Source organism: Streptomyces sp. NPDC045899 (assembly GCF_056431485.1).
Window position 1 is genome coordinate 152,095 of the sequence record NZ_JBWKKP010000006.1, and the last position, 26,157, is coordinate 178,251.

Below are 26,157 nucleotides of genomic sequence, written 5' to 3' on the forward strand. Positions count from 1 at the left end.
GCCCATGATCAACAAGAAGACCCGCCTGTCCGGCCTGGCGGGAACCGGCGTGCTGGCCCTGGGCATAGCCGCGGTGTTCGCCTTCCCCGCGCAGGCCACGTCCCAGCGGGTCATCGATCTGGAGATCGGGAACGACGGAGTGGTGCATACGGATGTCGGCGCACGCGGCTTGAGTGTCGGGGACGAGTTCGTCTACTCCGACAAGCTGTTCCAGAACGGGAAGCAGGTCGGGGAGGACGGCAGTTCCTGCCAGGTGACCAAGCTGGTCGGCGAGAAGATCACCACCAACTGCGTGCTGTCCGTCCAGCTGCCGGACGGACAGCTCACCGCGCAGTCGTTGTGGATCAAGGGCACCGATACGGTCCGGATGGCCGTCACCGGTGGCACGGGCGCCTACCGCGGTGCCACCGGCGAGTTGACCTGCAATGACATCCAGACACCGCACGAGACCTACCGCATCACGCTGGACAGGTGACTCTGCCCGGCTCTGCCCGGGAACTACCTCTCGCCCAGCTCCGGGTGTCCGGTGAGTTCAGCTTCCTGGGGACTGGCCATGTCCAGCAGCAGCATCGCGTCGTAGTCCGGGGTGCCGGGCGTCGCCTGATAGGTGACCAGGCGCTGCCCGTCGGTGCGGAAGATCGCCATCACCTCGAAGTCCAGGCACATCGCACCGACCTCCGGGTGCTGGAAATGCTTCTGGCCGCCACCACGCGCCTGCACGTCGTACCGCTCCCACAGCCGGGCGAACTCGGGGTTCTTCAGGACCAGTTCACCGACGAGCCGGACCAGCTCCGGCTCGTCCGGATCCGCGCCCGCGATCGCACGCAGGTGGGCCGCGCTGTGCGCGGCCATCTTCTCCCAGTCGCGGTACAGCGTCCGGGCCGTCGGGTGCAGGAACATATAGCGGGTGAGGTTGCGGCGCTCCCGCGGCCAGTCGGTGATGCCCGGGAAGAGACGCAGCCCCGGCCTGTTGGCGGCCAGCAGGTCGTTGGCACGGCTGACGACGTACGCGGGTGCGGGACGCAGAGTCTCCAGCAGGTTGCGGACCGATTCCCGCACCGCGCGCGCGGGCCCCGTGGACGGGGTGGGTGTCTGGCCAGCGGCGAGCGCCACCAGTTCCTGTAACCGGCGCGTCGCGTCGGCGGAGAGCCGGAGCGCCTCGCCGAGGGCGGTGACGACGGCAGGTGAAGGTCTGGTCTCCCGGCCCCGCTCCAGCCGCGTGTAGTAGTCGACGCTGACTCCGGCCAGTGTCGCCAGCTCCTCACGGCGCAGTCCCGGGGTACGTCGAAGACCCGTGCCCACGGGCAGACCCACGTCCTGCGGATGAATCCGCGCGCGGCGAGCACGAAGGAAGCGACCGAGTTCCGTACCTTCACTCATCCCTCCATTGTTCCCGGAAGTCACCCGTTCAGAGGGGCCCTATCAGGGCCAGGAACGCTGGTGCCCCTAACGCTTCGGCCTGTCAGCGGCCGCGCGCACCGGCCACGCTGGCCTTCCACGTCGTGATCAAGATCCGATGTCCGCATTCGAATCCGTTGCCCGTATCCGATGCCGCGCCCGGCAGGGGCGGTGCAGTGAGGAGTAGTGCACGATGGGCGTGCAGCAGTCCGAGACAGACACCGCCGCCGAAGAGGCCGCGGTCTCCCGGGACGAGTCAGGGGGTACGGGCTCCGCCACGGCGGCTCTGGTCGCCGCCGTCCTCGGCTTCTTCGTGATCACACTGGACGTCTCCGGCGTCAACGTCGCGCTGCCCGCCGTAGGCCGGGACCTGGGCGGTTCCTTGTCCGGGCTCCAGTGGGTCGCCGACAGTTACACCCTGATGTTCGCGGCCCTGATGCTCTCGGCCGGCGCGCTCTCGGACGCGGTGGGCGCGCGGCGCGCGTACGGCTGGGGGCTCGGGCTCTTCGTCCTGGCCTCGCTGGCCTGTGGGGCGGCGCCGACGCTCGGGGCGCTGACAGCGGCGCGGGTGGTGCAGGGGAGCGCGGCGGCGGTGATGGTGCCCGCCTCGCTGGCGCTGATCCGACAAGCTTTCCCGGACCCGCAGGCGCGGGCGCGAGGCATCGCTCTGTGGACGGTCGGCGGTGCGGTGGCGATCGCCGCGGGGCCGGTCCTGGGCGGGCTCCTCACCACGGAGTGGAACTGGCGCGCCGTGTTCTTCCTCAATGTGCCCGCCGGGCTGGCCAGTGTCCTGATGCTGACCCGAGCGGGACGTTCGCCACGCCATCCTGCCGTGTTCGACCTGCCGGGGCAGCTGACGGCTGTGCTGGCGCTGGCCTCGCTGACCTTCGCCGTCATCGAGGGCGGGCACGACGGGTTCACCGTCACCGTGCTGGTCGCGATCGGACTCGCGGTCGTGGCCGGGTCCTGCTTCGTGGCCGTCGAGGCACGACGGCGCATGCCGATGCTGCCACTGGAGCTGTTCCGGCTGCGCGGGGTCAGTGTGCCGGTCGTCGCGGGCTTCGCCCTCAACGCCGCTTTCTACGGTGGGGTGTTCGTGCTGAGCCTCTTCTTCCAGGAGCAGCGGGGGCAGTCGGCGTTCTCAGCCGGGCTGATGTTCGTACCCATGGCGGCGATCACCGCCAACTTCAACTACCTCTCCCCGCGACTGGTCACCCGCTACGGCCCGCGGGCGGTGGTCGTCGCAGGGCTGGTGACCGGCGCATCGGGCAGCGGCAGCCTCATCGCCGTCGACACCGGCACGCCGCCGTGGGTCACGGCCCTGCTGATGATCCCGCTGGGCATCGGCGGATCCCTCGCGATGCCGGCGCTGACGTCCCTGATGCTCGACAGTGTCGCCGCGGAACGGGCCGGTACCGCGGCAGCGCTGCTCAACACCAGCAGGCAGATGGGCGGAGCGCTGAGCATCGCTGTCTTCGGCGCACTCCTGGCGGGAAACTTCGCCACGGGCATGCGCGAGAGTCTTCTGATCACCACCTGCCTGCTGTTGGCCAACGCTGTGGGTGCGACGGCGCTGTTGCCGCGGAAATGAGAACGTGAACGAGCGACGGGCCATCCGAGTACTGCCGCCGCCCCGCGACACGCGCCGCTCACCGGACTCGCAGGTTGGCGAGGTACGACGTGACGTTGCGCCGGGTCTCCGGCCCGCTGTCGCCGCCGAACTTCTCCGCGACCGCGTCCGCCAGGACCAGCGCGACCATCGCCTCGGCGACGATCCCCGCCGCCGGGACCGCGCACACGTCGGAGCGCTGGTGGTGTGCCGTGGTGGTCTCACCGGTGGTGATGTCGATGGTGGCCAGGGCGCGCGGCACGGTCGCGATCGGCTTCATCGCGGCGCGGACGCGCAGCAGCTCACCGGTGGTCAGCCCGCCCTCGGTGCCGCCGGAGCGGCCGGAGGCGCGCCGGATGCCGTCCTCGGTGGCGAGGATCTCGTCGTGCGCCTGGGTCCCCGGCACCCGCGCCAGCTCGAAACCGTCGCCGACCTCGACGCCCTTGATGGCCTGGATGCCCATGAGGGCCGCCGCCAGCCGGGCGTCCAGCCGCCGGTCCCAGTGCACATGCGAGCCGAGGCCCACCGGCACCCCGTAGGCCAGCACCTCGACAACACCGCCGAGCGTGTCGCCGTCCCGGTGGGCCTGGTCGATCTCGGCCACCATCGCCTCGCTCGCGCCGGAGTCCAGGCAGCGCACCGGGTCGGCGTCCAGCTTCTCCACATCGGAGGGCTTGGGATACACCCCGTGTGGCGCCTTCGCCCCGGCCAGCTCCACGACGTGCGAGACGATCTCGATCCCCGCGGTCTCCTCGAGGTACGACCGGGCGATGGCGCCCAGCGCGACACGGGCGGCCGTCTCACGGGCGGAGGCCCGCTCCAGGATCGGCCGGGCCTCGTCGAAGCCGTACTTCTGCATGCCCGCGAGGTCGGCGTGGCCCGGGCGCGGCCGGGTCAGCGGAGCGTTGCGCGCGAGGCCCCTGAGCACCTCAGGGCCGACCGGGTCGGCCGCCATGACCTGCTCCCACTTCGGCCACTCGGTGTTGCCCACCATGACCGTCACGGGGGAACCGAGCGTCAGCCCGTGCCGGACACCGCCGAGGAAGGTCACCTCGTCACGCTCGAACGTCATCCGTGCCCCGCGTCCATGGCCGAGGCGTCGCCGTACCAGGTGGTCCGCCACCCTCTCCGTGGTGATCGGGACACCGGCGGGAAGTCCCTCCAATGTCGCGACGAGTGCGGGGCCATGCGATTCCCCGGCGGTCAGCCAGCGCAACCTGCTCAAGGGTGCTCCTTCGCCATCCTTGCCGTTGTCCCGCGGATCGCAGGACAACCGAGCAAGCATCTGTGAATGCGGTGTCTCCATTACCAGGCACTGAGTCCGGGATAGTTGACCGATCTCCATGTATGCGACTGTGACACTAGCCGCATATGCGCGGCCCATGAGGTGCAACAACCTGCACTACAGGTTTCTGCACGCCGCTGCGACGAGGAACCCCTGTGATTCATGCGGGATTTCCGCTTCAGTTGACGTGTTCTCCGGTGCACGCAATAAGAGATGGGGGATCATCATGCCCAGTACCGTCGCACTGTCGCTGCCCGCCAAAGGAGCGTCTTTCACACTGACCGAGATCGAGCGCCGCCCGTTGCGCGATGATGATGTCCGCATCGACATCAGGTTCTGCGGGGTCTGTCACACCGATCTGCACTTCGGTCATGACGACTGGGGTGGGACGTTCTTCCCTCTCGTACCCGGACACGAGATGACCGGGGTGGTATCGGAAGTGGGCCCTTCCGTCACCGCGTTCTCGGTCGGCGACCGCGTAGGGGTGGGCTGCATGGTCGACTCCTGTGGAAAGTGTGCTCCCTGCAGGTCGGGCGAGGAGCAGTACTGCACCGAGGGCTTCGTCAAGACCTACTCCGCCCTTGACCACGACGGGGAAGTGACCTTGGGCGGCTACAGCCAGTCCATCGTCGTCGCGGAGTCCTTCGTTCTCCACATCCCCGAAGCGCTGGACCTCGACAGCGCCGCCCCGCTGCTGTGCGCGGGCGTCACGGTCTACTCGCCGCTCCGGAAGTGGCGGGCGGGACCGGGCAAGCGGGTCGGTGTGATCGGCATGGGCGGGCTCGGACACCTCGGCATCAAGATCGCCGCGGCGATGGGAGCCGAGGTCACGCTGCTCGGCCGGTCACCGGACAAGAAGGCAGACGCCCTGGGCTTCGGCGCCGCCCGGTTCGTGGACACCCGCGCGAGCGCGGACCTCGCCGGACTCGAGGGGTATTTCGACCTGCTCATCAACACGGTGCCGGCGCGGGTGGACGTGGATGCGTATCTGGGACTGCTCGGCCTCGGAGGCACTCTCGTCAACGTGGGCGCACCGGGCGATCCGGTCGCGTCGTACAACGTGTTCTCGCTTCTGGGTGCCCGTCGTTGTATCGCCGGATCCTCGATAGGAGGAATACGCGAGACGCAGGACATGCTCGACTTCTGTGCGACGCACCAGATCACCGCGGCGGTCGAGAAGATCTCGGCGGCCCAGGTATCAGAAGCCTGGGAAAATTTGTCGGACGTCCGTTACCGGTACGTCATCGATATCGCCACGCTCACCATGGCCTGACCCATGGGATCACCCGAAGAGCGATTCCCGGACCACTTCCTGTCGTTTTCCGGCACTAAGGAAGAAAGCTGTTCACGCCGGACCCGACTTCGCACGAAAGAAGTTACGGAGGCAGATGCCATGTCAGTAGAGCGGGTTCCCGTCCTCGTCGTCGGTGGCGCCTATACCGGGCTCACCACCGCGCTGAGCCTGGCAGCGCGCGGTGTACGCCCCGTTCTGGTGGAGCGGCGGACGGCCATCTCCACGCTGCCGAAGGCATGGGGTCTCAATACACGTTCCCAGGAACTGCTCAATACCCTGCCAGGTGTGGCAGAGCGCATCCGCGCCGCCATCGCCGACGCACAGTGGCCGCGGATGAGCCACGGCATGTCTCTGTCCGACCCCGAGCGACGTTATCTCGACCCACCGCTGGAGCCCGACCCGCAAGAGCTCTCGTCGGTGCCGCCGCTCGCCTGGATCTCTCAGGCACGGGTCGAGGAGATCCTCCGCACCAGCGCGGAGGAAGCCGGCGCGGACCTGCGCCTGGGTACCGAGATGATCTCTCTTGTCCAGGACGACGAGAAGGTCACCGCGACGCTGCGCGAGGCATCCACCGGTCGTGAGTATGTGGCCGAGGCGGACTACCTGGTGGCAGCCGACGGAAACATGAGCCCCACGCGGCACATGGTCGGGATCGGTGTCCAGGGCAGCGGAGTGATCGGCCATATGTACGTCATCACCTTCGAAGCCGATCTGACACGGTACGTGGAGGGCGCGGTCGAGGTCATCGGCATGCCCGGCAGCGGATGCAGCTTCATCCTGGACGGCTCCGAGCGGCACACCCTGTGGGTCGACTACTTCCCCGAGCGCGGTGAGACACCGGAGGACTTCACGGAGCAGCGGTGTGTGGACCGGATCCGCCGGGCGATCGGCGATCCGGACATCGACATCACCTTTGTCAACGCCCGCTTCTTTCCCATCAACCACAAGATGGCGGACCGCTTCCGCGAAGGCCGGGTCTTCCTGGCGGGCGACGCCGCGCACGCCTGCCCACCCAACGGCGGCCAGGGCGGCAACCTCGCCATCCAGGACGCCTACGATCTGTCCTGGCGGCTGGCGCTGGTGCTCACCGGGCAGGCCGGGCCCGACCTGCTGGACATGTATGAGATCGAACGGCGCCCTGTCATCGACCTCACGCTCAAGCGCGAGGTCGAGCTCGCCAAGGTCTCGGAGGGCCGGGTGCCCGCCAGCTACAACCCGGCCGATCCCGATGCCCCCATTCCCACGCCCAAGGAGTTCCTCGGCTTCCGCTACCGTTCTCCGGCGATAGGCGCGGAGGCCGACGACGACGGCAGTGTGCAGGAGGATCCGTGGCACCCCACCGGACGGCCTGGAGGGCGCGCCCCGCACGTCGCCCTCACGGATGGCCCGGGGGAGATCTCCACCCATGACCTGTTCGGTCAGGGCTTCGTGCTGCTGGCCGGTCGCGAGGCGCCCGGCTGGGTCGCCGCCGCGGAAAGGGTCGCCCGCAAGCTGGGGGTCACCCTGGCCGCGCATCGGATCGGCGACCGCTATGCCGATAGTGACGACCTCTGGTGCCGTCGCTACGGCATAGCGGCGGACGGGGCCACGCTGATCCGTCCTGATGCCGTGGTGACCTGGCGTGCCAAGACAGCTGCGGACGACATCGAGGGTGCCCTCACGGCGGCCCTCAGCCACGCCCTCACCCGCTGACGGGAGCGTTGTCGCATCCGGATCGGCTGCGGCAACGCTCATCGGCTTCCTGTCGGTGCAGTGCGGCGCCGCGGTGTTCCGCGTCCTGGCCGAAGCCGGACGAGAGCATGTGGTCGCGCATGATCCAGCCGGCCTGGAAGCGGCTTTGCGCTCCCAGGTCGCCGAACATCTCAGCGATGTACTTCCGGCAGGTGCGCACTCCGATGCCCAGCCGTCTGGCCACGACCTCATCCTTGTAGCCGGCGGCCAGGAGTTGGAGGATCGCGCTCTTTGTCTCCTGGGTGAGGCACTCGGGGATTCTGTTGTTCCCGCCGGTCGGCCGGAAGGCCACACTGGTTGCCCAGGCGCTCACCACCATGTGCACGATGAACTCCACCAGCGCTCCGTGCCTGACGATGTGGGCCCTTCCGGTGTCCGCGCCGTCCAGCAGGATGGCAACCGAGCGGTCGAAGACGATGAGGGCGGGCAGGGTCGCCGCGGCGGTCCGGACCTCGCCTCCCGCTGCCAGGACGTGCTCCACGCAGTTGCGCACCTCCGCGTCGTAGCGTGATAAGTGCGGGAGCAGTACCCGTACGTTGACCGCCGGGTTCACCAGCCCGGTGTCCCGGCAGGCCACGTCCTGGGCGATCGCGGACACTCCCCGCCCCAGCGGCTGCACCGCGAACAGCTCCTCCGCGCACCGTGCCGCGTAGTTCGCCACCATGTCGCGGATGTCCGACGCGCCCTCGACCGTGACCACCGGGCTGACGCCGACGTTCTCCGCGTCGTCGGCGCAGAGCCCCGAGATCATGTCGAGCTGCTCGCGGATCTCGTTGAGTTGTGTCTGCCACGCGTCGAGGGCACCCGAGAGAGGCTTGGCGTACTGCAGTCTGATCGTTTCCGGGTGCACCGCGGTCCAGGCGCCGTACCCGTCCGTGTCGTGGCGCGCCAACCGCATCCTCTTCAATCGGGACAGCACGCCCTGCGCGTGTCCCGCGCCCCACCCAAGGCTCCTCGACAGCCCCTCCAGGGTGGCTCCGCCCTTGGTGACGAGGAACTGGTAAGCCGTCAGTTCCTCATCGCTGATCAACGGAATGATGTGACCGAGGTCCACAGCCTTCTCCCATACTCGCCCCGAACCTACTCTGGCGACTCCGACGCAAGAATAGACACGCAGTCATGTATGGACGCAAGTACAGACTTTGACTCGAGTGCGCGACGCAAATCCCCAAAGGTCTGTACAAGCGCCTGTGTAAGTCAAATCTCCCTAAAGAGATAGTCGGGCTTCAGGCAAAAAATGTTCCGCGGTGTATTTTTGCATCCCTCTTTAACGATCACCGACTCACCCCACACACCCATTTGGAGTCGTCCGTGTGCGTAGCAGAACTGATGCCTTACACACCTGTCGCGATCGTCGGCATGGGGTGCCGGTTACCCGGAGCCGAGAGCGTCGACGAACTGTGGGACGTGCTCTTGGCCAACACCGGCACCGTGGTCCCGGTACCGCGCGACCGCTTCGACATCGGCGACTGTTACGACCCCACCCCCATGACCCCTGGCCGAACGGTGTCCCGACACGGTGGCTTCCTCACCGATCCCTTCGGCTTCGACGCGGCGTTCTTCGGTGTCTCACCGGTGGAAGCACGCGAGATGGATCCGCAACAACGACTGCTGCTGCACGTCGTGTGGGAAGCCCTGGAGTCGGCGGGGATACGCCCCTCGCTGCTCGCGGGAAGCCAGGGCGGTGTGTTCGTCGGACAGGCGACGGCGGAGTACGCGGAGACCGCCCCCCGAGCCCACGACCCCGATGTCCGCGGCATGGTCGCCAGTCGGCTGCGTTCGGTGACGGCCGGCCGGGTCTCCCACGCCCTCGATCTGCGCGGGCCCAGCGTGGTGCTGGACACCGCGTGCTCCTCATCCCTGGTGGCCGTGCACACCGCGCGACAGAGTCTGCTGACCGGCGAGAGTGACCTGTGCATCGCCGCCGGAGTCAACGTCATCATGTCCGCGCACGACTCCATCGCCTACTCCCAGGGCGGCATGCTCTCACCCAGCGGATCCTGCCGGTTCGCGGACGCTCGCGCCGACGGCTTCGTCCGCAGCGAAGGGGTGGGCGCGGTCGTGCTCAAACGGCTGGACGACGCGCTCAGGGACGGCGACCCCGTACGCGCCGTGCTGCTCGGCAGCGCGATATCCAACGACGGCGCGGCGAGCGGACTGCTGGTGCGCCCCTCGGTGGAGGGCCAGGCCGAAGCCGTGCGCCGGGCCTGTGCCGGCGCCGGCGTCAAGCCCTCCGAACTCGACTACATCGAGGCACACGGCACGGGAACGCACATCGGAGACGAGGTGGAACTCCGCGCGCTCGCGGAGACCGCGGGCCTGGGCCGGACGTCGGACCGGCCGTTGCTCACCGGGTCGGTCAAGACCAACCTCGGACACCCCGAGGCCGCGGCCGGTATCGCCGGACTGATCAAGACCGTGCTCATTCTCCAGCACGGTGTCATTCCCGCGTCGCTGCACCTCGACAGGGCACATGAACTGCTCGCGCAGGACGACTTCCCGGTGCGTGTGGTGACCCGGAACCAACCATTGGACACGGCCGGTTCCGGCGCCCTGCTCGGTGTCACCTCCTTGGGGCTGTCCGGGACGAACGCGCACGTCGTTGTCGGCACGCACACTCCCGAGCCCATGCCCACGGCCCACCTCACCGCCACGGACACCGGCCCCCATCTCCTGGTACTCAGCGCGCGAACGACCGACTCACTCCGCCGCCTGGCACGGGACTACGCGGACTACCTCGGGCCCTCGGGTCCCGGGCGTCATCACCGGCTGGGCGACATCTGCTCCGCCGCGGCCATGGGACGCGATGCCCATCCTCAGCGGCTGTGGGTCGTGGGCGACGACCACGACTCCCTGGCGCAGCGGCTGCTGGCCCTCGCCGACGGAGAGACCCTTCCCGACGGCGGCATCGCGGAGGCGGGCCTGTCGGGGGACAAGCGCGTCGTCTTCGTCTTCTCGGGTCAGGGGTCCCAGTGGGAGGGCATGAGCCGCACGCTGTATCGCTCTTCGCACGCGTTCCGGGCCACGTTGGACGCGTGTGACCAGGTCGTGCACAGGGAACTCGGCTGGTCGGTCCTGGACCGTCTGATGTCCGACGACTCCGATCTCCCCACCGATGTGAGCGTTGTCCAGCCCGTTCTGTGGGCAGTGCAGGTGGCCCTCGCCGCCGCCTGGCGCGAACGCGGCGTGGAACCGGATATGTGCCTGGGGCACAGCATGGGAGAGGTCGCCGCCGCCCATGTCAGCGGCGCCCTGTCGGTCGAGGACGCGGCCGCGGTGATCTGCCGCCGCAGCCGGCTGATGCAGCGCACGGCGGGGCAGGGCGCGATGCTGGTGGTCGAGCTGTCGGCCGCCCAGGCGCGGCAGCACATCGAGGGCCACGGCCGAGCCATCTGTATAGCGGCGGAGAACGCGCCCACCACCACCGTGCTCACGGGCGATCCGGTCGCCCTCGACACCCTGCGGGCCGAACTGGAGGAGAGTGACATCCTCTGCCGTCCCGTGAAGGTGAACGTGGCCTCGCATTCGCCACAGATGGACGCCCTGCGGGACGACCTGCTCCACGAGCTGGCCGAGCTCTCCCCGCGGCCCTCCACGAAGGGAATGCTCTCCACCGTGTCCGGCACCGAGGTCGGCGGCCAGGAGCTGGACGCCGCCTACTGGATGGACAACCTGCGCCGGCCCGTCCGGTTCGCCGACACGGTGCGGAAAGTGGTCCGCGCGGAAGAGAGCGTCCTGCTCGAGGTGAGTCCGCACCCGGTCCTCCTCGCCGCTCTTGACGACACGTCGGATGGTGATGCCGCCGCGGTGGCGTCGCTGCACCGTATGTCCGACGAGCCCACCGAGCTGGCACGGGCGGCCGGCCGGCTCTTCGTCCACGGTGGGCGACTCGACTGGAAACGCTGGTACGGCGGCCACGCCCCGCGGCATGTGCCGTCGCTTCCCACCTACTCCTGGGACGTGGTGCCGTTCCGGCGCGAGTCGGCCGGCCCCGTGGCCGCACATCGATCCGGTGACGCCCGACTTCGGCACATCGATCTGGCGTCGTGGAGCGAGACCGCTGACTGGGGTGACGGCATAGCAGTCCACGGGTTCACTCCCGTGCCCCCCGTCGTCTATCTCTCGGCGATGCTGGAAACAGTGCAAGAGGCCGATCGCTCCGCGGCGTTCGAGCTGCGCGACGTGATGCTGGGCGACGAGCCCGTACCCGCCGAAACGGCCAGGGACACCATCCTCCACGTAGCCCTGCGCGAGCACCACGAAGGTGCGGGACAGGCCCACGACGTGACGGTGCGAGCCGCTCTCCGGGACTCCTCCGCCACGGTCTTCTGTGCTTCCGGACGGGGCGTCAGGAGAGACACCGCGGATGCCGTTCCGGACGCCTCGGGCGTGCTCGATGCGGCACTCGCACGGTGCCGCAACTACGTGAGCGCCCAGGGCTACTTGTCGCTCGCCGAGCGTCACGGATACGACATCCGTGAGCCCTTCCGGGTCATCGAGCACCTGTGGCGAGGGAAAGGCGAGGCCGTGGCCCGGATCCGGCTGGGGAAGCCGTTGCCCCGAGTCGGGTGGGAAGCGGGACTGCTGCCGCTTCTGGCGGCGAGACCGGAAGGGGTGTCCGCCGATGACAACACCTACGTCCCTGTCGCCATCGACGCGGTCCGGTTCTACGGCGAGCCGGAGTCGGAGTTCTGGAGTCTGAGCACCGTACGGGCCGGCAGCGGTGACGGCTCACTGCTGGCAGACGTCGTCCTGCTCTCCTCGGACCAACGCCCCCTGGCGCGATTCTCCGGGATCCGCATGCAGAGCCTCGCTCGGCGGGCCGGGACGAGCGCACCACTGACCTCCGTGTTCACCCGTGTGTCGGCACTGACCGAACGGTACGTGGCACCGGTGGCCGACGTGGTCAAGAAGGTCACCCAGCCTCTTGTGGGCGGACTCCTCACCGCCCTGCTGCGTTCCGCCACGGCTCCCGCCACCGACCGGGCAGACACATCAGGCACGACGCGTACCGGCGCCCCCGAGGCGGCGACTACGGAGCCCACTTCTTCCCCACCTCCCCAGCCGGGAGACGCCTCGGCAGCACTGCTCGAACACTCCGCGAGGCTGCTGGGCATGCCGCAGTCGGAAATCGACGAGCGGAGGTCGTTACGTGACCTCGGACTCGACTCCCTCATGGCATCCCAGCTCCGTCAACGCCTGCGCCAGAGCGACGGCATCGACGTCCCCGCCGGACGTCTGCTGAGCCAGGAGAGCCTGGCCACCCTGAGGGAGAGTCTCGCCGCGCAGCACTCGGATCCCGAACCGGCCAAGCGCGCGGGGCCACATCACGTGACCTGATGTCGGGTTTCGTGTCCGTTCCTGTCGGACTTCGGTGGCACAAGCACCCAACCAAACTTGCACTGTGGTATAAAAAGTTGGAGGTTGGCCCGATGAGAGCGTCACGGAGATAGGCAGCATCGCTCCCGGCGGAGCCGCAGCCCTCAGCTTCACAAGCTCAGCAATGGGGAGGGACGGAATGGACGTGCGCGCAACGCCGCCGCCGGTCAGCCGCCGGGAACGCAACAAACAGCGAGTCAGGGAACGCCTCTACTCCGCGGCGCTCGAGCTCTTCCTGGAGAAGGGGTACGACCAGACTTCCATCGGTGAGATCGCGGAGCGGGCTGATGTGGCACGCGGGACGTTCTTCAACTACTTCCAGCGCAAGGAAGACATCATCAGCGCGTGGGGGGAAAGGAGACGTGCCGCGCTTGTGACTGGTATCGGCGCATCCGACACGTTCACACCGAGCTCGATCACGCAGCTGAAGGAGTGCATGGCGATCCTCGTCCGCATCAACGACGAGGAACCGCAGCTCACGGCGGCCATGCTCACGGCCTGGGTCAAGGCAGGGCGGCCGATCCTTGAGGAGCCGTATGTCGCGGAAGTGTTCGGAAAGATCATTGACGGTGGTGTGCACCGGGGTGAGCTGCGCCCGGGAATGTCGCCGAGCGGAGTCGGCAACGTCCTGCGCGACGTCTATCTCGGAGCCCTCTACCGATGGGCCAGCCAACCAGCCGACGCGACCAGTCCATCGCTCGCCGAAGAACTCCAGCAGATACTGCGGCTCCTCCTGGAGGGCATGGCCCCGGCGACGACGCCACCTGCTGAATAGACAACCGCGCTTTGGCCGAACGCCGCGGAGGACATCACCGTCGCGTGAGCACCGCCGTCTATGCTGCCGGGATGATCAAGCCCATTGAACTCGTCATCTTCGACTGCGACGGCGTGTTGGTCGACAGCGAGCGCATCGCCGCGCGTGTTCAGGTCACCCTCGGAGCCGAGTTGGGTTGGCCGCTGACCGAGGACGAGGTCGTGGACCGGTTCATCGGACGCTCGCACGCCGCCATCCACGAGCAGGTCGCTGCTCAGCTCGGCCCGGAGACGGCCGCGCTCTGGTCGAAGAGGTTCGAGCAACTGCACCGCGAGGCCGTGGACACAGGACTTGCTCCCGTGGACGGCTTGCCGGAAGCACTCGACGCGATCACTCTGCCGACATGCGTCGCCTCCAGCGGCTCCCACGACAAGATGCGGCACACCCTGGGCCGTACCGGGCTCTACGAACACTTCGCAGGCCGCATCTACAGCGCAACCGAAGTCTCTCGCGGCAAACCCGCCCCCGACCTGTTCTTGCACGCCGCTCAGCAGATGGGCGTCGATCCCGAAGCCTGCGTGGTGATCGAGGACAGCCGGCCAGGTGTCCAGGCTGCCCGCGCCGCGGGCATGCGAGCCTTCGGGTACGCCGGCGGACTGACCCCGGCCGAACGCATCGAGGGCCGTGACACCGTCGTCTTCCATGACATGCGCCAGTTGCCCGGCCTCATAGCCGAACGGTAGCCATCTCTCCGCGCGACGGCGTGCGAGCGGGGCACAGCCAGGACTCCGTTCTCTGTAGTGTGCGGAAATGACAAGAAGCGAGCGACTCGCGGAGCAGTTGGACTGGTACTGGCGCAAGAACCTGCGGCCGCGGCTCGAGGGTCTTACCGATGAGGAGTACCTCTGGGAGCCGGTGCGCGGCTGCTGGAGTATCCGCCCACGTGGCACGTCGGCCGCACCGATGTCGGAGGGTTCGGGGGAATGGACGATGGACTCCGCGTCCCCCGACACGGTGCCGACGCCGGCGCCGGTGACCACGATCGCCTGGCGGCTGGCGCACATCATCGTCTCCTGCCTGGGCTATCGGGTCGGATGGCACTTCGGCGGCCAGGACGTCGACTCCGAGACATTCGCCTACGCGGGGACCGCTGACGAGGCGCTGAAACAGCTCGATGAGGTGTATGGGAGATGGAACGCGGGGGTCCGTCGGCTCTCGGACGCTGACCTGGAGAATCCGCCCGCGGTGGGTCCTGAGCGGCGTCCCATGGAGGGCATCGTCCTGCACGTCAACAGGGAACTGATCCATCATGGCGCCGAGATTTCCCTGCTGCGCGACCTCTACCGCTGGCAGGACGGAGCCGTACCGCGCCGCATATGACTCTCCGGTGACGCCGAGGTGATGTGTACCCGTCTCCCGTCCTGGAGAAGGAGGATCAGCGGCCGGTCGTGCCGTCGACGAGTTCGCGGAGGATGTCCGCGTGGCCCGCGTGTCGGCCGGTCTCCTCGATCATATGGGTGAGTGCCCAGCGGACGCTGGGAGCGGGACGGTCCGGCCTCGGTCGGGGGACGGGTGCGCCGAGATCGGTGCACCCGTCGAGAACGTCGTTCGCCCGTGTGACCGCGTCCCGGTAGCGGGCGAGGACGTCGGCCACGCTGTCCGCCGGTGCGGCCTGGAACGTCGCCTGCCAGTCGGTGACGTCGTCCCCGAGGAACATCGAGCGCTCGACGAACGTCAGGTGGTTCAGCAGGCCGAGCAGATTGGTGCCCGACGGTACCGCGGCGGTGCGCACCCGTGGTTCGGGTGTCCCGTCGACCTTCGCGGCGACCGAGGCCCTGAGATGGTCGAGGAATCCACGCAGGACCTCGATCTCGCTGTTGCCGGTCCGGGGCGGTGGGGTGTCGCCGCGGCGGTCGCGGCGCGTGGTGCTGGGCAACTGTGGTCGCCTCTCTTCGTCGGGGGGCGGTTGCTGCCACCGTGTCAGGCGGTGCGGCGGATGAGGAGAACGTGGTCGGTGACTTCGGCGGTGCGCCCGTCCGGTCCGGTTGCGATCCGGCGGGGTGTGCCGGCCCGCTCGACGGTCCATGTCTCCGGGGCCAGGTCGATGTCGGCGGCGACCTCCTGCGGGCTCGGGTATCGGGTGTCGGGGTCCTGGTTCCACGACCACGGTGCTGCCGAGCCGTGGTCGACGACCAGCAGCCGCCCGCCCGGGCGCAGTGCGTGCGCGGCCGAGCGCAGTACGGTCGCCCGGTCCAGTGCACAGGGGGTGTGCAGGTAGTGGGCGCAGACCAGGTCGAATGCGCCGGGCGGGAACGACGTGTGCAAGTCGGCCCGCACGGTGGTGACGCGGTCGCCCAGGCCGTGTGAGCGGGCGAGGACGGCGAGCCGCTCGACCGCCACGGCCGAGATGTCGGTGGCGGTGACCTGCCACCCCTGGCCGGCGAGCCACAGTGCGTCGCCGCCGTCACCGCATCCGAGATCCAGCGCGTCACCGGAGGGCAGGCCCGCCACCATCTCGGTGAGGCGTGCGTTCGGCCGCGGGTTGTCGGCTGCCGGCCGCGCCGCGTAGACGCCGTCCCAGAACGCGAGCGCATCAGTGGTGTTCATCGAGACTCCTTGTGTCGGGATTGGTGTCCGGATGCGCACAGTCTTGCCAGGCATCCCACGACCTGGCACGGAATCTTGCGGTTCCGGCAAGATGGCCTGATGGATCGCACGATGGACGATGACGTGCTCGACGCGGTGGGACCGCGGCTTCGTGCGCTGCGTCGTGGCCGCGGCATCACCCTGGCCGACCTCGCGTCGACGACCGGCGTGTCGGAGAGCACCCTGTCCCGGCTGGAGAGCGGGCAGCGCCGGCCGAGCCTGGAACTGCTGCTGCCGCTGGCCCGTATCTACGACGTTCCGCTGGACGACCTCGTCGGTGCCCCGCGCACCGGCGACCCCCGGATCCACCTCAAGCCGATCAGGCGGTTCGGGATGACCTTCGTGCCCCTGTCCCGGCGACCGGGCGGGATGCACGCGTTCAAGATGATCATCCCCGCCCGGTCGGAACCACTCGAGCCGACCCCGCAGACCCACGAAGGCTTCGAATGGCTCTATGTGCTCAACGGACACCTGCGGCTCGTGATCGGTGAGCGCGACCTGACGCTGCCGCCAGGTGAGGCGGCCGAATTCAACACGTCCTCGCCCCACTGGCTGGGCAGCGCCGACGGCGGCGTGGTCGAGCTCCTCATCCTGTTCGGTCCGCAAGGGGTGCGTGCCCACGTGCGCACCGACCCTCATCGCTCCGACCAGACCGGGGGACGCCGGTGAACTCGAAGGGGGATCTCCATGACGTGGGAGACACGTATCCGGCAGGACACTCACATGCCGCACCGCGCACCGGTGCGGAGGGAAGACACGCCAGGCCCGGCTGGCTCCCCGCCGTAGGATTGCGCCGGTCCGTCGTGCCGGAAGAGCCCTGCGAGCAAACCGGCTTGTGCGAGGAGGCTGTATGAGTCCGGTGGTGATGACCTCCGGCGGGCGGGTTCGGGGCACTGACCGCGGCGGGGTGGCGTGTTTCCAGGGGGTGCCCTTCGCCGCTCCGCCTGAGGGGCGGCTGAGGTTCCAGCCTCCAGTGCCGGCTCCGGTGTGGGACGGGATCCGCGATGCCCGTGCCTTCGGGGCCGTGCCCCCGCAGTCGGCCCCGGCGCCCGGTGCTCCGGCGATGTGGCGGCCCGGCGACGGACTGGACTGCCTCACGGCGAACGTCTGGACCCCTGACCCCGGTGGGGCGGGCCTGCCCGTCATGGTGTGGTTCCACGGAGGGCTGTGGAAGCACGGCTCGGCGAGCATGCCCCACTACGACGCCACCGTGCTCGCCGGATCGGGCGTCGTCGTGGTGACCTTCAACTACCGGGTCGGCTTCGAGGGCTTCGGACATCTGCCCGGCGTTCCTGACAACCGCGGGCTGCGCGACCAGGTCGCCGCTCTGGAGTGGGTGAGGGACAACATCGCCGCCTTCGGTGGCGACTGCGGCAATGTGACGGTCTTCGGCCAGTCGGCCGGCGCCGCCTCCGCTGTCCTGTTGATGGCGGCTCCCGCGGCGCGGGGGCTGTTTCGGCGTGTGATCGCCCAGAGCATCCCGGCAGGGGTCCGAACCCGGGCCGAGGCGGAGACGGTCACTGCCACGATCGCACGGGCCGCAGGTGTCCCGGCGACGTGGGAGGCGCTGGCCGGCCTGCCGCCGGAGGCGATCCTGGCAGTCCAGGACGCGCCACTGCGCACCCGCGAGGACGGCTTCACGGCGTTCGGGCCCGTTGTCGACGGTGAGCTGGTGACCGGCCGGCCCTGGACTGCCCTCGACGGGGGCGCGGGCCGCGATGTCGACCTGGTCTGCGGATTCACCCACGCGGAGTTCCGGGGCATGGGCCCGCCACCCCCCGGAGGGGTCGACCTGGAACAGGTCGCCGAGGCGGTCGGCCTGGACAAGGCGGCGGCAACCGCCTACCGCCAGGTCCACCCTGAACTCACCGACACCGACCTCTTCACGGAGATCCTGTCCGACGCGCTCGTCCGGATGCCCACCACCCGGGTCGCCAGGGCCCACGCACGCGCAGGCGGGCACACCTGGCTGTACGACTTCACCTGGCAAGGCCCCACCCTGGGCGCGGCCCACGGCGTCGACATCCCGTTCGTCTTCGGGAACGCCACCAGCCGCTACGCGTCCCGGTTCCTGGGCTCACCGCCGCCTGACGGGTTCGATGAGCTGTCCGGACAGTTGCGAACCGCCTGGACCTCGTTCGCGGCAACCGGCGAACCGGGCTGGCCACGCTTCGGCCTGGACCGGCCGACCACCAGAATCTGGGACCTCCCGCCCGCCGACGCCTCCTATCCGCTGGAAGCATCCCGACAGATCTGGGCACGCACCGACCTTGGCCGGTGACCCCTCACAACGAGGGCCACCGCGCCATCCACCGACTCGCTGATGGGGCCTTCCGTTGTGCGTGCGTCGTTTCGAATGATGAGGTGGCGCGGTGACCGACCGCGATGAGACGGCAGCCATCCGACCGTTGACACTGGCCTGGGTGAACCGGCACCTGGAGGTCGGGGAACGGATCGTCAGAACCGAGACGCTGCACGGGGGCATCACCGCCGAGATGCGGAGGCTGACCCTCGGCACGCGGGACGGAGGCAGCCGTGACCTGGTGCTGCGGGCCTTCGTCGACCCGTTCTCCATGGAGTGTGCCGAGGACTGGCTGAGCAGGGAGGCCGGCGCCCTGACCCTGCTCACGGGGACCGGCGTGCCGGCTCCTGGACTGGTCGCCGTTGATCCGACCGCCGCGCATTGCGAGTATCCATCGCTCCTCATGACACATCTGCCGGGCCGGACGGTTCTCGACGATGAGGGACTGGAGGCGCGCGTCCCTCTGCTGGCCCGTCAACTCGTGGCGATCCACGCGTTGCGACCCACCGAGCGGCCCCGGAAGTATGCGGCATGGAGCACCGCCGACACCGTCGTGACTCCGAAGGGCGCCGACGCGGCGGCATGGGCCGCGGCGATCGACGTGATCCGCAGGCCCGCGCCGGTCCATGAAGGGCGCTTCCTGCACCGGGACTTCCACCCCGGCAACGTGCTGTTCGACGATGCGCTGTCCCCAGGGTCGGCTGTTGCCCGGATCACCGGGGTCGTCGACTGGGCAGCGACTTCCTGGGGCCCGGCGGATCTCGATGTGGCGCACTGCTCCACCAATCTCGCCCTGCTGCACGGCCCGGTGTGGGGGTTGCGGTTCGCTGAGGCATATGAGGAGGCCGGCGGGGTGCTGGCGGCGGCCGCGAGCGAGCGGCTGTACTGGCAGGTGCGGGACGGGCTGGCGTTCTCGGAAGAAGTGCGGTTGGTGGCACGGTCGTGGCGGGAGGCGGGGAGGGCGGAGCTGACGACGCGAGCCGTGGAGGAGCGGCTGGATGGCTATGTCATCGCCCTGATGGACGCCCTGGGCTGAAGCCAGGGCGGTCCCGGGGCGCCGGCCGGGGCCTTGGCCTTCAGGGCCACGCCGGAGCTGCCCGCCACCCGGCGCAGGTTCGAACCGCGCTTCGTCGGGACCTCGGCAGGGCCCGTCAACCACCACACTCGCCTGCTGCCTCATCACCCACGGACAACTCGGCTCACTCCACGGCAGGAATGCGACATCAACCTCGGAGTGTCAGGGTGCTGTCGCAGTTCTGCCAGCCGACCGGGGACACCGCCTGCTGAGCTGTTCGCCAACGCACTGCTCATCACTCATCACAGGCCGGAGCTCATGTCCCCCACCACTGCCAACCCCGTCGACGGCACAGTTCTGCCGACTCCATCGCCCCTGACCGGCTGGCTGGCGGTGGTCTCGGTGATGCTGGGAATCTTCGCCATTGTCACCACTGAGATCCTGCCCATCGGGCTGCTGACCTCGATCGGCTCCAGTTTCACCATCTCAGATGGTGCGGCCGGGCTGATGATGACCATGCCGGGTTTCCTCGCGGCGGTCTCGGCTCCTCTGGTCACCTTGGCCACGGCACGCATCGACCGTCGCCTGATGCTGTGCGTCTTCATGCTCCTGCTGGCCCTGGCGAATTTCCTTGCTGCCGCGGCACCCGACTACTGGCTCGTGCTGGTCTCCCGGGTCATGGTGGGGATCACGATCGGTGGGTTCTGGTCGATAGGCGCTGGGCTGGCCGAACGGCTGGTGCCCCCGGCCTACGTCAGCAGGGCGACCGCCGTGATCTTCTCCGCCGTCCCGTTGGGATCCGTCCTCGGGGTACCGGCCGGCACCCTCCTCGGGGATCTCGCTGGGTGGCGTACGGCATTCGTGGTCATGGGCGCGCTGACGGTCGGGGTGCTGATCATGCTGCTCCTGGTCGTGCCCCCGCTGCCTCCCGTCCAGGCCACCCGGTTGAGCGTTCTCAGAGCCATGCTCCGCAGGAGCAACACCCGCTTCGCGCTCCTGCTGACGTTCCTGATCGTGCTCGCCCACTTCGGGACCTACACCTATGTGACGCCGTTCCTGGAACAGGTCACTCATGCCGACGACGGCCTGACCACCATGTTCCTGCTGATCTACGGCGCTGCCGGTATCCTCGGCAACTTCCTCGGGGGTGCTCGGGTGGCACGGTATCCGCGTACCGTCTTCGGACTTGCGGCCGGACTCATCGCAGCCGCGACTCTTCTGCTTCCCATGGTGGGCCACCGGGAGGCCGGTGCTGTTGCCCTGCTGATCGTGTGGGGCCTCGGCTACGGCGCGGTGCCGGTCGCATCGCAGACCTGGTTCTCCATGGCGGCGCCGTCTGTCCCCGAAGGCGCATCGGTTCTGTTCACGGCTTCCTTCCAAGCCACGATCTCCATCGGCGCGCTGCTGGGGGGAATGGCCCTGGACCGGACCTCTCCCTCCACGGTCATGGTGCTCGGCGGTTGCACTGCGGTACTCATGGCCCTGACAGCGGCAGTCCAGGGGTCGCGAAACACCAACTGAAACGTCAATCCGCGGCAGCCTCTGCCCACCGTCGTCGTCGACGTGCCGCACCCGCACGCGTTGAGTCACACGATCGTTGTGGCCGTCCGGCACCGGCGAACATGGCAACCGGACGGCACGTCACAACAGGGTCAGCAGTGTCTGATGCGGCACCAGGACGCCGGAGCCGTGTATTCCGGGTCGGGCGCCGCGCCGGGGCCTCAGCCGGTGGTCAGGGTGCGGTCCAGGAGCGGGATCAGGCGATCCCAGTGGTGTTTCAGCCCGGAGGCGCTGAAGGCGTCGGTGTCGGACATGGTGAAGCCGTGGATGGTGCCGGGGTAGATCTCGGAGGTGTAGCTGACACCTGCGGCATCCAGAGCCCGGTTGAGTTCGTCCAGTGCTTCAGGTGTGAGGTCGCCTTCGGCGTGGCCGAGGTGGACCTGGGCGGTGAGTTCGGAGAAGAGGTCGGGCCCATCGATGCCCACGGGGCCGTGGAACGCGGCGACCGCGGCCACGGGTCCGGGGTGGGCCGCGGCGGTACGCATCGCCAGGAGGCCACCTATGCAGTAGCCGGTCACCGCGACCGGACCGGCGGCGACCTCGGGCTGGGTGGTGAGGAACCGGAGGTAGGCGTCGGCGTCGCTCAGGGCACGTTCGGCGGTGTGCGCCTCGATCAAGGGCATCAGCCGGGCGAAGACCGCGGGCCGGGCCTCTTCTCCGATGTGCTCGGGAAGCTCGACCACCGGTGCGCGGCCGTCCCGGTAGAAGATATTGGGGACGAGTACGTAGTACCCGTGCCCGGCCAGTTCACGGGCCAGCTCCCGCAGTACGGGCCGGATACCGAAGCCGTCCGGGTACATCAGTACCCCTGGGTGCCGCTCACCGTGGTCGGGAAAGGCGGCGAACGCGTCGGCCTGACCGTCCGCGGTCGGAATCTGCAGTGTCTTGATGGGCATGAATGCTCCTGTCGTGTCTGATGTGTCGAACCCGTGATCAACACGACAGGGGCGGAGCTCGAGCCGCGGCGACAGATCCTCGCGTGAAAAGCGAGCCTGCACCGGCCGCTACGGCGCTCAGAAGAGCACCGGGTCACCAATCCGTGTGTGGCGTGAAGCCGTCCCGGTAGTCATGGTTGCGCAGCGTAGCCCACCCGGCCAACTCAACGCCAGAAAGCGTGTCTTCTCGGCCTACACCTCACGCGAAACACGGGTGTGTGGTCAACGACGGGCCGGGGGCGTCCGCTCGTGGAGTGAGGGGGCCATGCCGAGGGTCGTGGTCCGCCGCGTGGTGTGGGCCGTGAACATCTCTGCGGTGATCCGGTACAGCACACACCGGCGGAGCGGTCCTTCGGGCACGCTCGGATCCTCGAAGTCGTCGGCCGGGTCCCGGGTCATACCGATCCGGCGCATCACTGCCTGAGAGCGAAGGTTGTTGACGGTCGTCGACGCGATCACCTGCGGCAACCGGAGGGTCTCGAAGCCGAAGACCAGGCAGGCCAGGGCAGCCTCCGTGGCGTACCCCCGACCCCACGCCGAACGCTTCAACCGCCACCCGATGTCCACTCCGGGGAACGGCATGTCCTCGCCGATCAGGTCCAGTCCGGCACGGCCGACGAACTCACCGGTCTCCCGTGCTTCGAGTGCCCACCACCCGAAGCCTCGCTCGTCGAACTCGGCGTGCATGAGCGCCACCGCGGCGTCGCTCTGCTCCCGTGTCAGCAGATCTCCCAGGTGTTCCCGGACTTCGGGGTCGGCGTTCATGGCCGCCCATGGTTCGAGGTCGGACTCCCGCCACGGGCGAAGCAGAAGACGATCGGTTCGCAGCTCTGGCATGCCTTCCAGCGAAACCGATCGCGACCGGGGTGTCGATCGCTTTTGCCGAGCCCTGCGGTGCCCGACCACGCCCCAGACCCACGGCAACGTCAGCGAGTACCCGCGGCGGCGGGCATCCCGCACACGGTCCTGGAGAAGGCCGAGCGCCTTGCCGGCGCCCCCACCGTCGCCACGACACGGAGGCGGTGGCGGTGGCGGGGCAACACCGTGGCCGACCACACCGGGAGACAGTAGCGGCCACTAGGACCGTGTCGCCCGCCTGCACCCGTCCCCAGAGGACTCGTTCCGCACGATCGGCTCGCTGCGGTCATACGGGTCGACCTCCGTACCGGTCTCGTCCGCCCGGCGGTCCGTGCCGAAGGGCGGGGTGAAGTAGCCCGTGGGGGCGCCGCAGCCGCCGTTGGTCATGTCGTACTTGTACGAGACGATCGAGAACGTGCCCGGCTCGGTGATCACCTTGTCAGGGTCGTCCCAGCTCAGGATCAGCTCGCGCCGGACGATGGTGCGCACGATCTCGTCGTCGCCGCCCGCGTTCGCGCGGGTGACCGGGTAGACGAACGTGACATCGGCGGTCACCTGGAGCGCGCCGCGTTTGCCCTCCCGGTAGGTGAGCCTGCCCCGGGTCTTCACGACGTCGCCGACCAGGTCGGTACGGGAGGGCTGGAAGCGGCTGAAGAGGAGGAGAGGATCACTCTTCTCGCTCGGGGTCCGGAAAGCGGTTCTCAGGAGGCCCTGGACGTCCTTCTGGTGGGGGTTGATCAGTGCGATGGCCTTCTCTGGGCGCTTGCCCCGCAACACCCCGCGGTCCAGGCTGGACGCGACGAGGAAGTCCCGGCTTCGAGTGAGGGCCCGCTCGACCTCGGCCGCGCTCATCCAGCCGACCGCCCTGGCCTTCGGTACGGTGATCCCCGCCGCTCCACTCGCCCATCTCGCCGCCGGTGAACCACGGAACGGCTCTTTCATGGTGGGGCGTTGGGCCGCCTCCACCGGGGGTGCCTGGGTCGGGCGGGCAGTCTCGGCAGCCGACGTGGGGGAGTCGGAGTCGTCGCCGGCGAGGAGGTCCACCGTCCACCCCGGCGCGAGCGCCACCACCATCAGCACCAGTGAGAGCAGCAGCCCGGCCACGTACCAGCCCGTGCGGCGCTTGGGCCGTGCGGGCGTGTAGCTGCGCCAGCCGTCCGGCTCGCGAGCGGGCTCCGCGCGCAGCCGCTCCGCCACCTCGCGCGCCCGCGCCGACGGCTCCTTGGGCGCGTCGGCGGCACCTGCCACCGACTCGCGCAGAAACCGCTCCCACTCCTCGTCGGATCTGGACGAGCCGTTCGGCTCCGTATCCGCACTCATCCCCAACCCCCTGAAAATCAGCCAACCGCGGCCCACTCCCCGGGGGCGCGTCCGCATAATGACACAGAAGGCCGACAACCGGTGATGAGGTGGCATCCGGCCACGGAGCCGCCACAAAATCCCGTTGGCGGACCGCGGTGACCGTTGCTAGTCTCCCGAGGGCCGTGCGAGAGAACGAGGAGGTGGTACCCGTGAACGCTGTATCGACATGGGTGCTCCCCTCCGGGGTCACGGTCGGGCGATAGGTCGTCCGGGAGCGCCGTTTCAAGCGCACTCCCGAAAGGCACGACCATGCACTTCACTTCTGAACAGCACCTCGACGACGGCGTCCGCGAACGCGCATTCACCCTCGGCGAGATCCCCGGCATTCTGTGGACGCCCGCATCCGCGTCCCCCTCCGCGCCCGCGCCGCTGGTCCTGCTCGGCCACCCTCCGCTCGGGCTGCACACGATGTACCCCCGGCTGGTGGCGCGGGCCCGGCGCGCCGCGGCGGATGGCTTCGCCGCGGCCACCATCGAGCTCCCCGGGAGCGGTGACCGGCCTCGTTGGGCCGCGGTCGAGCAGGCCCGCACCGATCTGCGCCGGGCCATGGAGGCCGGTGAGCCGGTCGGTGACGAGATCGTCGATGCCCTCGTCCTCCCGCTCGTCGAGAAGTCGGTCCCGGAATGGCAGGCTGCCCTCGACGCCCTCCTGCCGCTGCCCGAGATCGGCGGTCCGGTCGGGTACTCGGGGGGAGTGATGTCCATCGGCATCCGGCTCGCCGTGGCCGAGCCGCGTATCTCGGCCGCCGTTCTGTTCGCCGGGAGCCTCGTGCCCGCCGTCATGTTCGAGGAGGCGCGCCGGGTCACCATTCCGCTGCACGTCCTGCTGCAGTGGGACGACGAAGGGAACGACAGGCAGACGGCCCTGGACCTGTTCGACGCGTTCGGGGCCAAGGAGAAGACGCTGCACGCGAACATGGGTGGGCATGCCGGCGTCCCGCAGTTCGCGGGGGACGCCGCGGCCCAGTTCTTCGCCCGGCATCTCCGCTAGCCGCGGGCAGGGGCCGCCAGGCCAGTAGGCGGTGCTGATCAGCGCGCGGCTGATGGCCCGGCCTTCCTGGATGGCGGTCCCCGGCAGACGCACAACCGCCCCGGTCGCGGCGGTACCGGCCGTCGGCGGTATGGCCCGGTCGGGGCGGTACTCGATCGCCGGCGCCTCCCTCGGCCGGGCAGACACCGGGAGGCACTCGACCCGTTCCGTGCTGCTCGCCGGGCGCCCTTGGTCTTGCGGGCCTTGGCTGCAAGCGTCCTTCCTTCCGTCAGGCGGTAGCTACGGATGCCGTCTACCGGACCGGCTCTCCACCGGGTACGGCACATGGGTGCGCCGGTCGGGGTCGATGGCCAGGTGTCCACCGGCCGGAGGCCGGGCCCGTTGCGCGCAGTCGCGGCGTTCGCAGATCCGGCAGCCCAGACCGATCGGGGTGGCGGCGCGAGGGTTGTCCAGGGCGATGCCCTCGGCGTACACCAGTCGGTGGGCGTGGCGCAGTTCGCAGCCGAGGGCCATGGCGAACTCGGCGCGTGGCGCGTGGTGGCCGAAGCCGCCCATGGTGATCGTCCTGGCGATCCAGAAGTACCTTTTCCCGTCGGGCATTTCGGCGACCTGGGTGAGGATCCGGCCCGGTGCGGAGAACGCCTCGTAGACCGTCCACAAGGGGCAGGTGCCGCCCAGGCGGGAGAAGCCCACGCCGAAACGGGTTGGACAGCACCTCGATGTCGTAATGGACCTCTTCGGCGGCCGTGTGGGTCAGCCCGGTGTCCCCGCCGACGAGCGGGTCGAGCAGCGGACCGTGCTCCAGGAACGCCAGTCGGGTGGCGAGCTGGAAGCCGCGCTGGCTGTCGCTGAGCCAGGGGGAGAGGAACAGCAGTCCGGTCTCGGCGTCGAAGCGCCGGGCGTCCGCGGAGCGGCCCTGCGCGGCCTGGACCACCTTGACGCCGTGGCGCTCGGCGAGCCGTGCCGTGAGCGGATCGGCCGACCGGCCCGGGCGCAGGGCGAGGTTTCGCGGATTCACAGCACTCCGCTGTACGGATTC

General features: G+C 69.0%; 21 protein-coding genes and 1 pseudogene. 13 read left to right on the top strand and 9 right to left on the bottom strand.

The genetic code is table 11. The features are described 5' to 3' along the window. Positions 1 to 4 precede the first annotated feature (4 nt). On the top strand, positions 5 to 475 hold the full coding sequence (locus tag AC07FT_RS11410) for an allene oxide cyclase barrel-like domain-containing protein (protein ID WP_479175892.1): 471 nt from the start codon (positions 5 to 7) through the stop codon (positions 473 to 475). 23 nt (positions 476 to 498) lie between these two features. On the opposite strand, the gene AC07FT_RS11415 is transcribed toward AC07FT_RS11410, so the two are convergent. Then, positions 499 to 1,380 carry a helix-turn-helix transcriptional regulator gene (locus tag AC07FT_RS11415; RefSeq protein WP_479175894.1) on the bottom strand — a complete coding sequence of 294 codons (882 nt, stop codon included), beginning with the start codon at positions 1,378 to 1,380 and terminating at the stop codon, positions 499 to 501. A gap of 211 nt (positions 1,381 to 1,591) precedes the next feature. Between AC07FT_RS11415 and AC07FT_RS11420 the strand changes: the two genes are divergently transcribed. Next, on the top strand, positions 1,592 to 2,989 hold the full coding sequence (locus AC07FT_RS11420) for an MFS transporter (protein ID WP_479175895.1): 1,398 nt from the start codon (positions 1,592 to 1,594) through the stop codon (positions 2,987 to 2,989). Positions 2,990 to 3,047: 58 nt separating this feature from the next. Here AC07FT_RS11420 and aroC read toward each other — a convergent pair whose 3' ends face one another. Then, positions 3,048 to 4,232, bottom strand: coding sequence for a chorismate synthase (gene aroC / locus AC07FT_RS11425; protein ID WP_479175896.1), 1,185 nt, complete (start codon positions 4,230 to 4,232; stop codon positions 3,048 to 3,050). A gap of 286 nt (positions 4,233 to 4,518) precedes the next feature. Between aroC and AC07FT_RS11430 the strand changes: the two genes are divergently transcribed. Further along, positions 4,519 to 5,565, top strand: a complete 1,047-nt coding sequence (locus tag AC07FT_RS11430) for an NAD(P)-dependent alcohol dehydrogenase (protein WP_479175898.1) — start codon at positions 4,519 to 4,521, stop codon at positions 5,563 to 5,565. A 3-nt stretch (positions 5,566 to 5,568) separates the two neighbouring features. After that, positions 5,569 to 7,278, top strand: a complete 1,710-nt coding sequence (locus AC07FT_RS11435; protein WP_479175899.1) for an FAD-dependent monooxygenase — start codon at positions 5,569 to 5,571, stop codon at positions 7,276 to 7,278. On the opposite strand, the gene AC07FT_RS11440 is transcribed toward AC07FT_RS11435, so the two are convergent. Beyond that, complete coding sequence (locus AC07FT_RS11440; protein WP_479175900.1) at positions 7,268 to 8,371, bottom strand: hypothetical protein; 1,104 nt, start codon at positions 8,369 to 8,371, stop codon at positions 7,268 to 7,270. The two genes, AC07FT_RS11435 and AC07FT_RS11440, sit on opposite strands and share 11 nt — an antisense overlap. Before the next feature lie 275 nt (positions 8,372 to 8,646). Between AC07FT_RS11440 and AC07FT_RS11445 the strand changes: the two genes are divergently transcribed. The 4 genes from AC07FT_RS11445 (at position 8,647) to AC07FT_RS11460 (ending at position 14,830) form a co-directional block, all read left to right on the top strand. Further along, on the top strand, positions 8,647 to 12,657 hold the full coding sequence (locus tag AC07FT_RS11445; RefSeq protein ID WP_479175902.1) for a type I polyketide synthase: 4,011 nt from the start codon (positions 8,647 to 8,649) through the stop codon (positions 12,655 to 12,657). A 178-nt stretch (positions 12,658 to 12,835) separates the two neighbouring features. Then, positions 12,836 to 13,471, top strand: coding sequence for a TetR/AcrR family transcriptional regulator (locus AC07FT_RS11450; protein WP_479175903.1), 636 nt, complete (start codon positions 12,836 to 12,838; stop codon positions 13,469 to 13,471). A gap of 71 nt (positions 13,472 to 13,542) precedes the next feature. After that, on the top strand, positions 13,543 to 14,193 hold the full coding sequence (locus AC07FT_RS11455) for an HAD family hydrolase (protein WP_479176207.1): 651 nt from the start codon (positions 13,543 to 13,545) through the stop codon (positions 14,191 to 14,193). A 67-nt stretch (positions 14,194 to 14,260) separates the two neighbouring features. Then, positions 14,261 to 14,830 carry a DinB family protein gene (locus AC07FT_RS11460; protein ID WP_479175904.1) on the top strand — a complete coding sequence of 190 codons (570 nt, stop codon included), beginning with the start codon at positions 14,261 to 14,263 and terminating at the stop codon, positions 14,828 to 14,830. Between the two features lie 55 nt (positions 14,831 to 14,885). On the opposite strand, the gene AC07FT_RS11465 is transcribed toward AC07FT_RS11460, so the two are convergent. Further along, positions 14,886 to 15,386 carry a DinB family protein gene (locus tag AC07FT_RS11465; RefSeq protein ID WP_479175906.1) on the bottom strand — a complete coding sequence of 167 codons (501 nt, stop codon included), beginning with the start codon at positions 15,384 to 15,386 and terminating at the stop codon, positions 14,886 to 14,888. A gap of 44 nt (positions 15,387 to 15,430) precedes the next feature. Next, entirely contained in the window at positions 15,431 to 16,057 is a 627-nt protein-coding gene (locus AC07FT_RS11470; protein WP_479175907.1) for a class I SAM-dependent methyltransferase, read from the bottom strand. 99 nt (positions 16,058 to 16,156) lie between these two features. On the opposite strand from AC07FT_RS11470, the gene AC07FT_RS11475 reads away from it, so the two are divergent. From AC07FT_RS11475 to AC07FT_RS11490, 4 genes are all read left to right on the top strand, one after another. Beyond that, a complete protein-coding gene (locus tag AC07FT_RS11475) occupies positions 16,157 to 16,765 on the top strand; it encodes a helix-turn-helix domain-containing protein (RefSeq protein WP_479175909.1) in 609 nt (202 codons plus the stop codon). A gap of 196 nt (positions 16,766 to 16,961) precedes the next feature. Beyond that, positions 16,962 to 18,377 (top strand): carboxylesterase/lipase family protein, encoded by a 1,416-nt coding sequence (locus tag AC07FT_RS11480; protein ID WP_479176208.1) that lies wholly within the window; start codon positions 16,962 to 16,964, stop codon positions 18,375 to 18,377. 91 nt (positions 18,378 to 18,468) lie between these two features. Then, positions 18,469 to 19,434, top strand: coding sequence for a phosphotransferase family protein (locus tag AC07FT_RS11485; protein WP_479175910.1), 966 nt, complete (start codon positions 18,469 to 18,471; stop codon positions 19,432 to 19,434). Positions 19,435 to 19,731: 297 nt separating this feature from the next. Then, positions 19,732 to 20,934: an MFS transporter gene (locus AC07FT_RS11490; protein ID WP_479175912.1), complete on the top strand. Its 1,203-nt coding sequence runs from the start codon at positions 19,732 to 19,734 to the stop codon at positions 20,932 to 20,934. A gap of 200 nt (positions 20,935 to 21,134) precedes the next feature. Here AC07FT_RS11490 and AC07FT_RS11495 read toward each other — a convergent pair whose 3' ends face one another. From AC07FT_RS11495 to AC07FT_RS11505, 3 genes are all read right to left on the bottom strand, one after another. Next, positions 21,135 to 21,869 carry a dienelactone hydrolase family protein gene (locus tag AC07FT_RS11495; protein ID WP_479175914.1) on the bottom strand — a complete coding sequence of 245 codons (735 nt, stop codon included), beginning with the start codon at positions 21,867 to 21,869 and terminating at the stop codon, positions 21,135 to 21,137. A gap of 261 nt (positions 21,870 to 22,130) precedes the next feature. Continuing rightward, complete coding sequence (locus AC07FT_RS11500; protein ID WP_479175915.1) at positions 22,131 to 22,745, bottom strand: GNAT family N-acetyltransferase; 615 nt, start codon at positions 22,743 to 22,745, stop codon at positions 22,131 to 22,133. 240 nt (positions 22,746 to 22,985) lie between these two features. Then, on the bottom strand, positions 22,986 to 24,086 hold the full coding sequence (locus tag AC07FT_RS11505; protein WP_479175917.1) for a hypothetical protein: 1,101 nt from the start codon (positions 24,084 to 24,086) through the stop codon (positions 22,986 to 22,988). Between the two features lie 291 nt (positions 24,087 to 24,377). Here AC07FT_RS11505 and AC07FT_RS11510 point away from each other — a divergent pair, with 291 nt between their 5' ends. Next, positions 24,378 to 25,118, top strand: coding sequence for a dienelactone hydrolase family protein (locus AC07FT_RS11510; RefSeq protein WP_479175918.1), 741 nt, complete (start codon positions 24,378 to 24,380; stop codon positions 25,116 to 25,118). A 279-nt stretch (positions 25,119 to 25,397) separates the two neighbouring features. Here AC07FT_RS11510 and AC07FT_RS11515 read toward each other — a convergent pair. After that, positions 25,398 to 26,121, bottom strand: a pseudogene (locus tag AC07FT_RS11515) (helix-turn-helix domain-containing protein); the annotation flags it as partial. Positions 26,122 to 26,157: the final 36 nt, after the last annotated feature.

Coding starts and splice junctions, on each gene's coding strand:
- AC07FT_RS11410 (WP_479175892.1), top strand. CDS start 5: ATGATCAACAAGAAGACCCGCCTGTCCGGCCTGGCGGGAACCGGCGTG.
- AC07FT_RS11415 (WP_479175894.1), bottom strand. CDS start 1,380: ATGAGTGAAGGTACGGAACTCGGTCGCTTCCTTCGTGCTCGCCGCGCG.
- AC07FT_RS11420 (WP_479175895.1), top strand. CDS start 1,592: ATGGGCGTGCAGCAGTCCGAGACAGACACCGCCGCCGAAGAGGCCGCG.
- AC07FT_RS11430 (WP_479175898.1), top strand. CDS start 4,519: ATGCCCAGTACCGTCGCACTGTCGCTGCCCGCCAAAGGAGCGTCTTTC.
- AC07FT_RS11435 (WP_479175899.1), top strand. CDS start 5,569: ATGGGATCACCCGAAGAGCGATTCCCGGACCACTTCCTGTCGTTTTCC.
- AC07FT_RS11445 (WP_479175902.1), top strand. CDS start 8,647: ATGCCTTACACACCTGTCGCGATCGTCGGCATGGGGTGCCGGTTACCC.
- AC07FT_RS11450 (WP_479175903.1), top strand. CDS start 12,836: ATGGACGTGCGCGCAACGCCGCCGCCGGTCAGCCGCCGGGAACGCAAC.
- AC07FT_RS11455 (WP_479176207.1), top strand. CDS start 13,543: ATGATCAAGCCCATTGAACTCGTCATCTTCGACTGCGACGGCGTGTTG.
- AC07FT_RS11460 (WP_479175904.1), top strand. CDS start 14,261: ATGACAAGAAGCGAGCGACTCGCGGAGCAGTTGGACTGGTACTGGCGC.
- AC07FT_RS11470 (WP_479175907.1), bottom strand. CDS start 16,057: ATGAACACCACTGATGCGCTCGCGTTCTGGGACGGCGTCTACGCGGCG.
- AC07FT_RS11475 (WP_479175909.1), top strand. CDS start 16,157: ATGGATCGCACGATGGACGATGACGTGCTCGACGCGGTGGGACCGCGG.
- AC07FT_RS11480 (WP_479176208.1), top strand. CDS start 16,962: ATGACCTCCGGCGGGCGGGTTCGGGGCACTGACCGCGGCGGGGTGGCG.
- AC07FT_RS11490 (WP_479175912.1), top strand. CDS start 19,732: ATGTCCCCCACCACTGCCAACCCCGTCGACGGCACAGTTCTGCCGACT.
- AC07FT_RS11495 (WP_479175914.1), bottom strand. CDS start 21,869: ATGCCCATCAAGACACTGCAGATTCCGACCGCGGACGGTCAGGCCGAC.
- AC07FT_RS11500 (WP_479175915.1), bottom strand. CDS start 22,745: ATGCCAGAGCTGCGAACCGATCGTCTTCTGCTTCGCCCGTGGCGGGAG.
- AC07FT_RS11505 (WP_479175917.1), bottom strand. CDS start 24,086: ATGAGTGCGGATACGGAGCCGAACGGCTCGTCCAGATCCGACGAGGAG.
- AC07FT_RS11510 (WP_479175918.1), top strand. CDS start 24,378: ATGCACTTCACTTCTGAACAGCACCTCGACGACGGCGTCCGCGAACGC.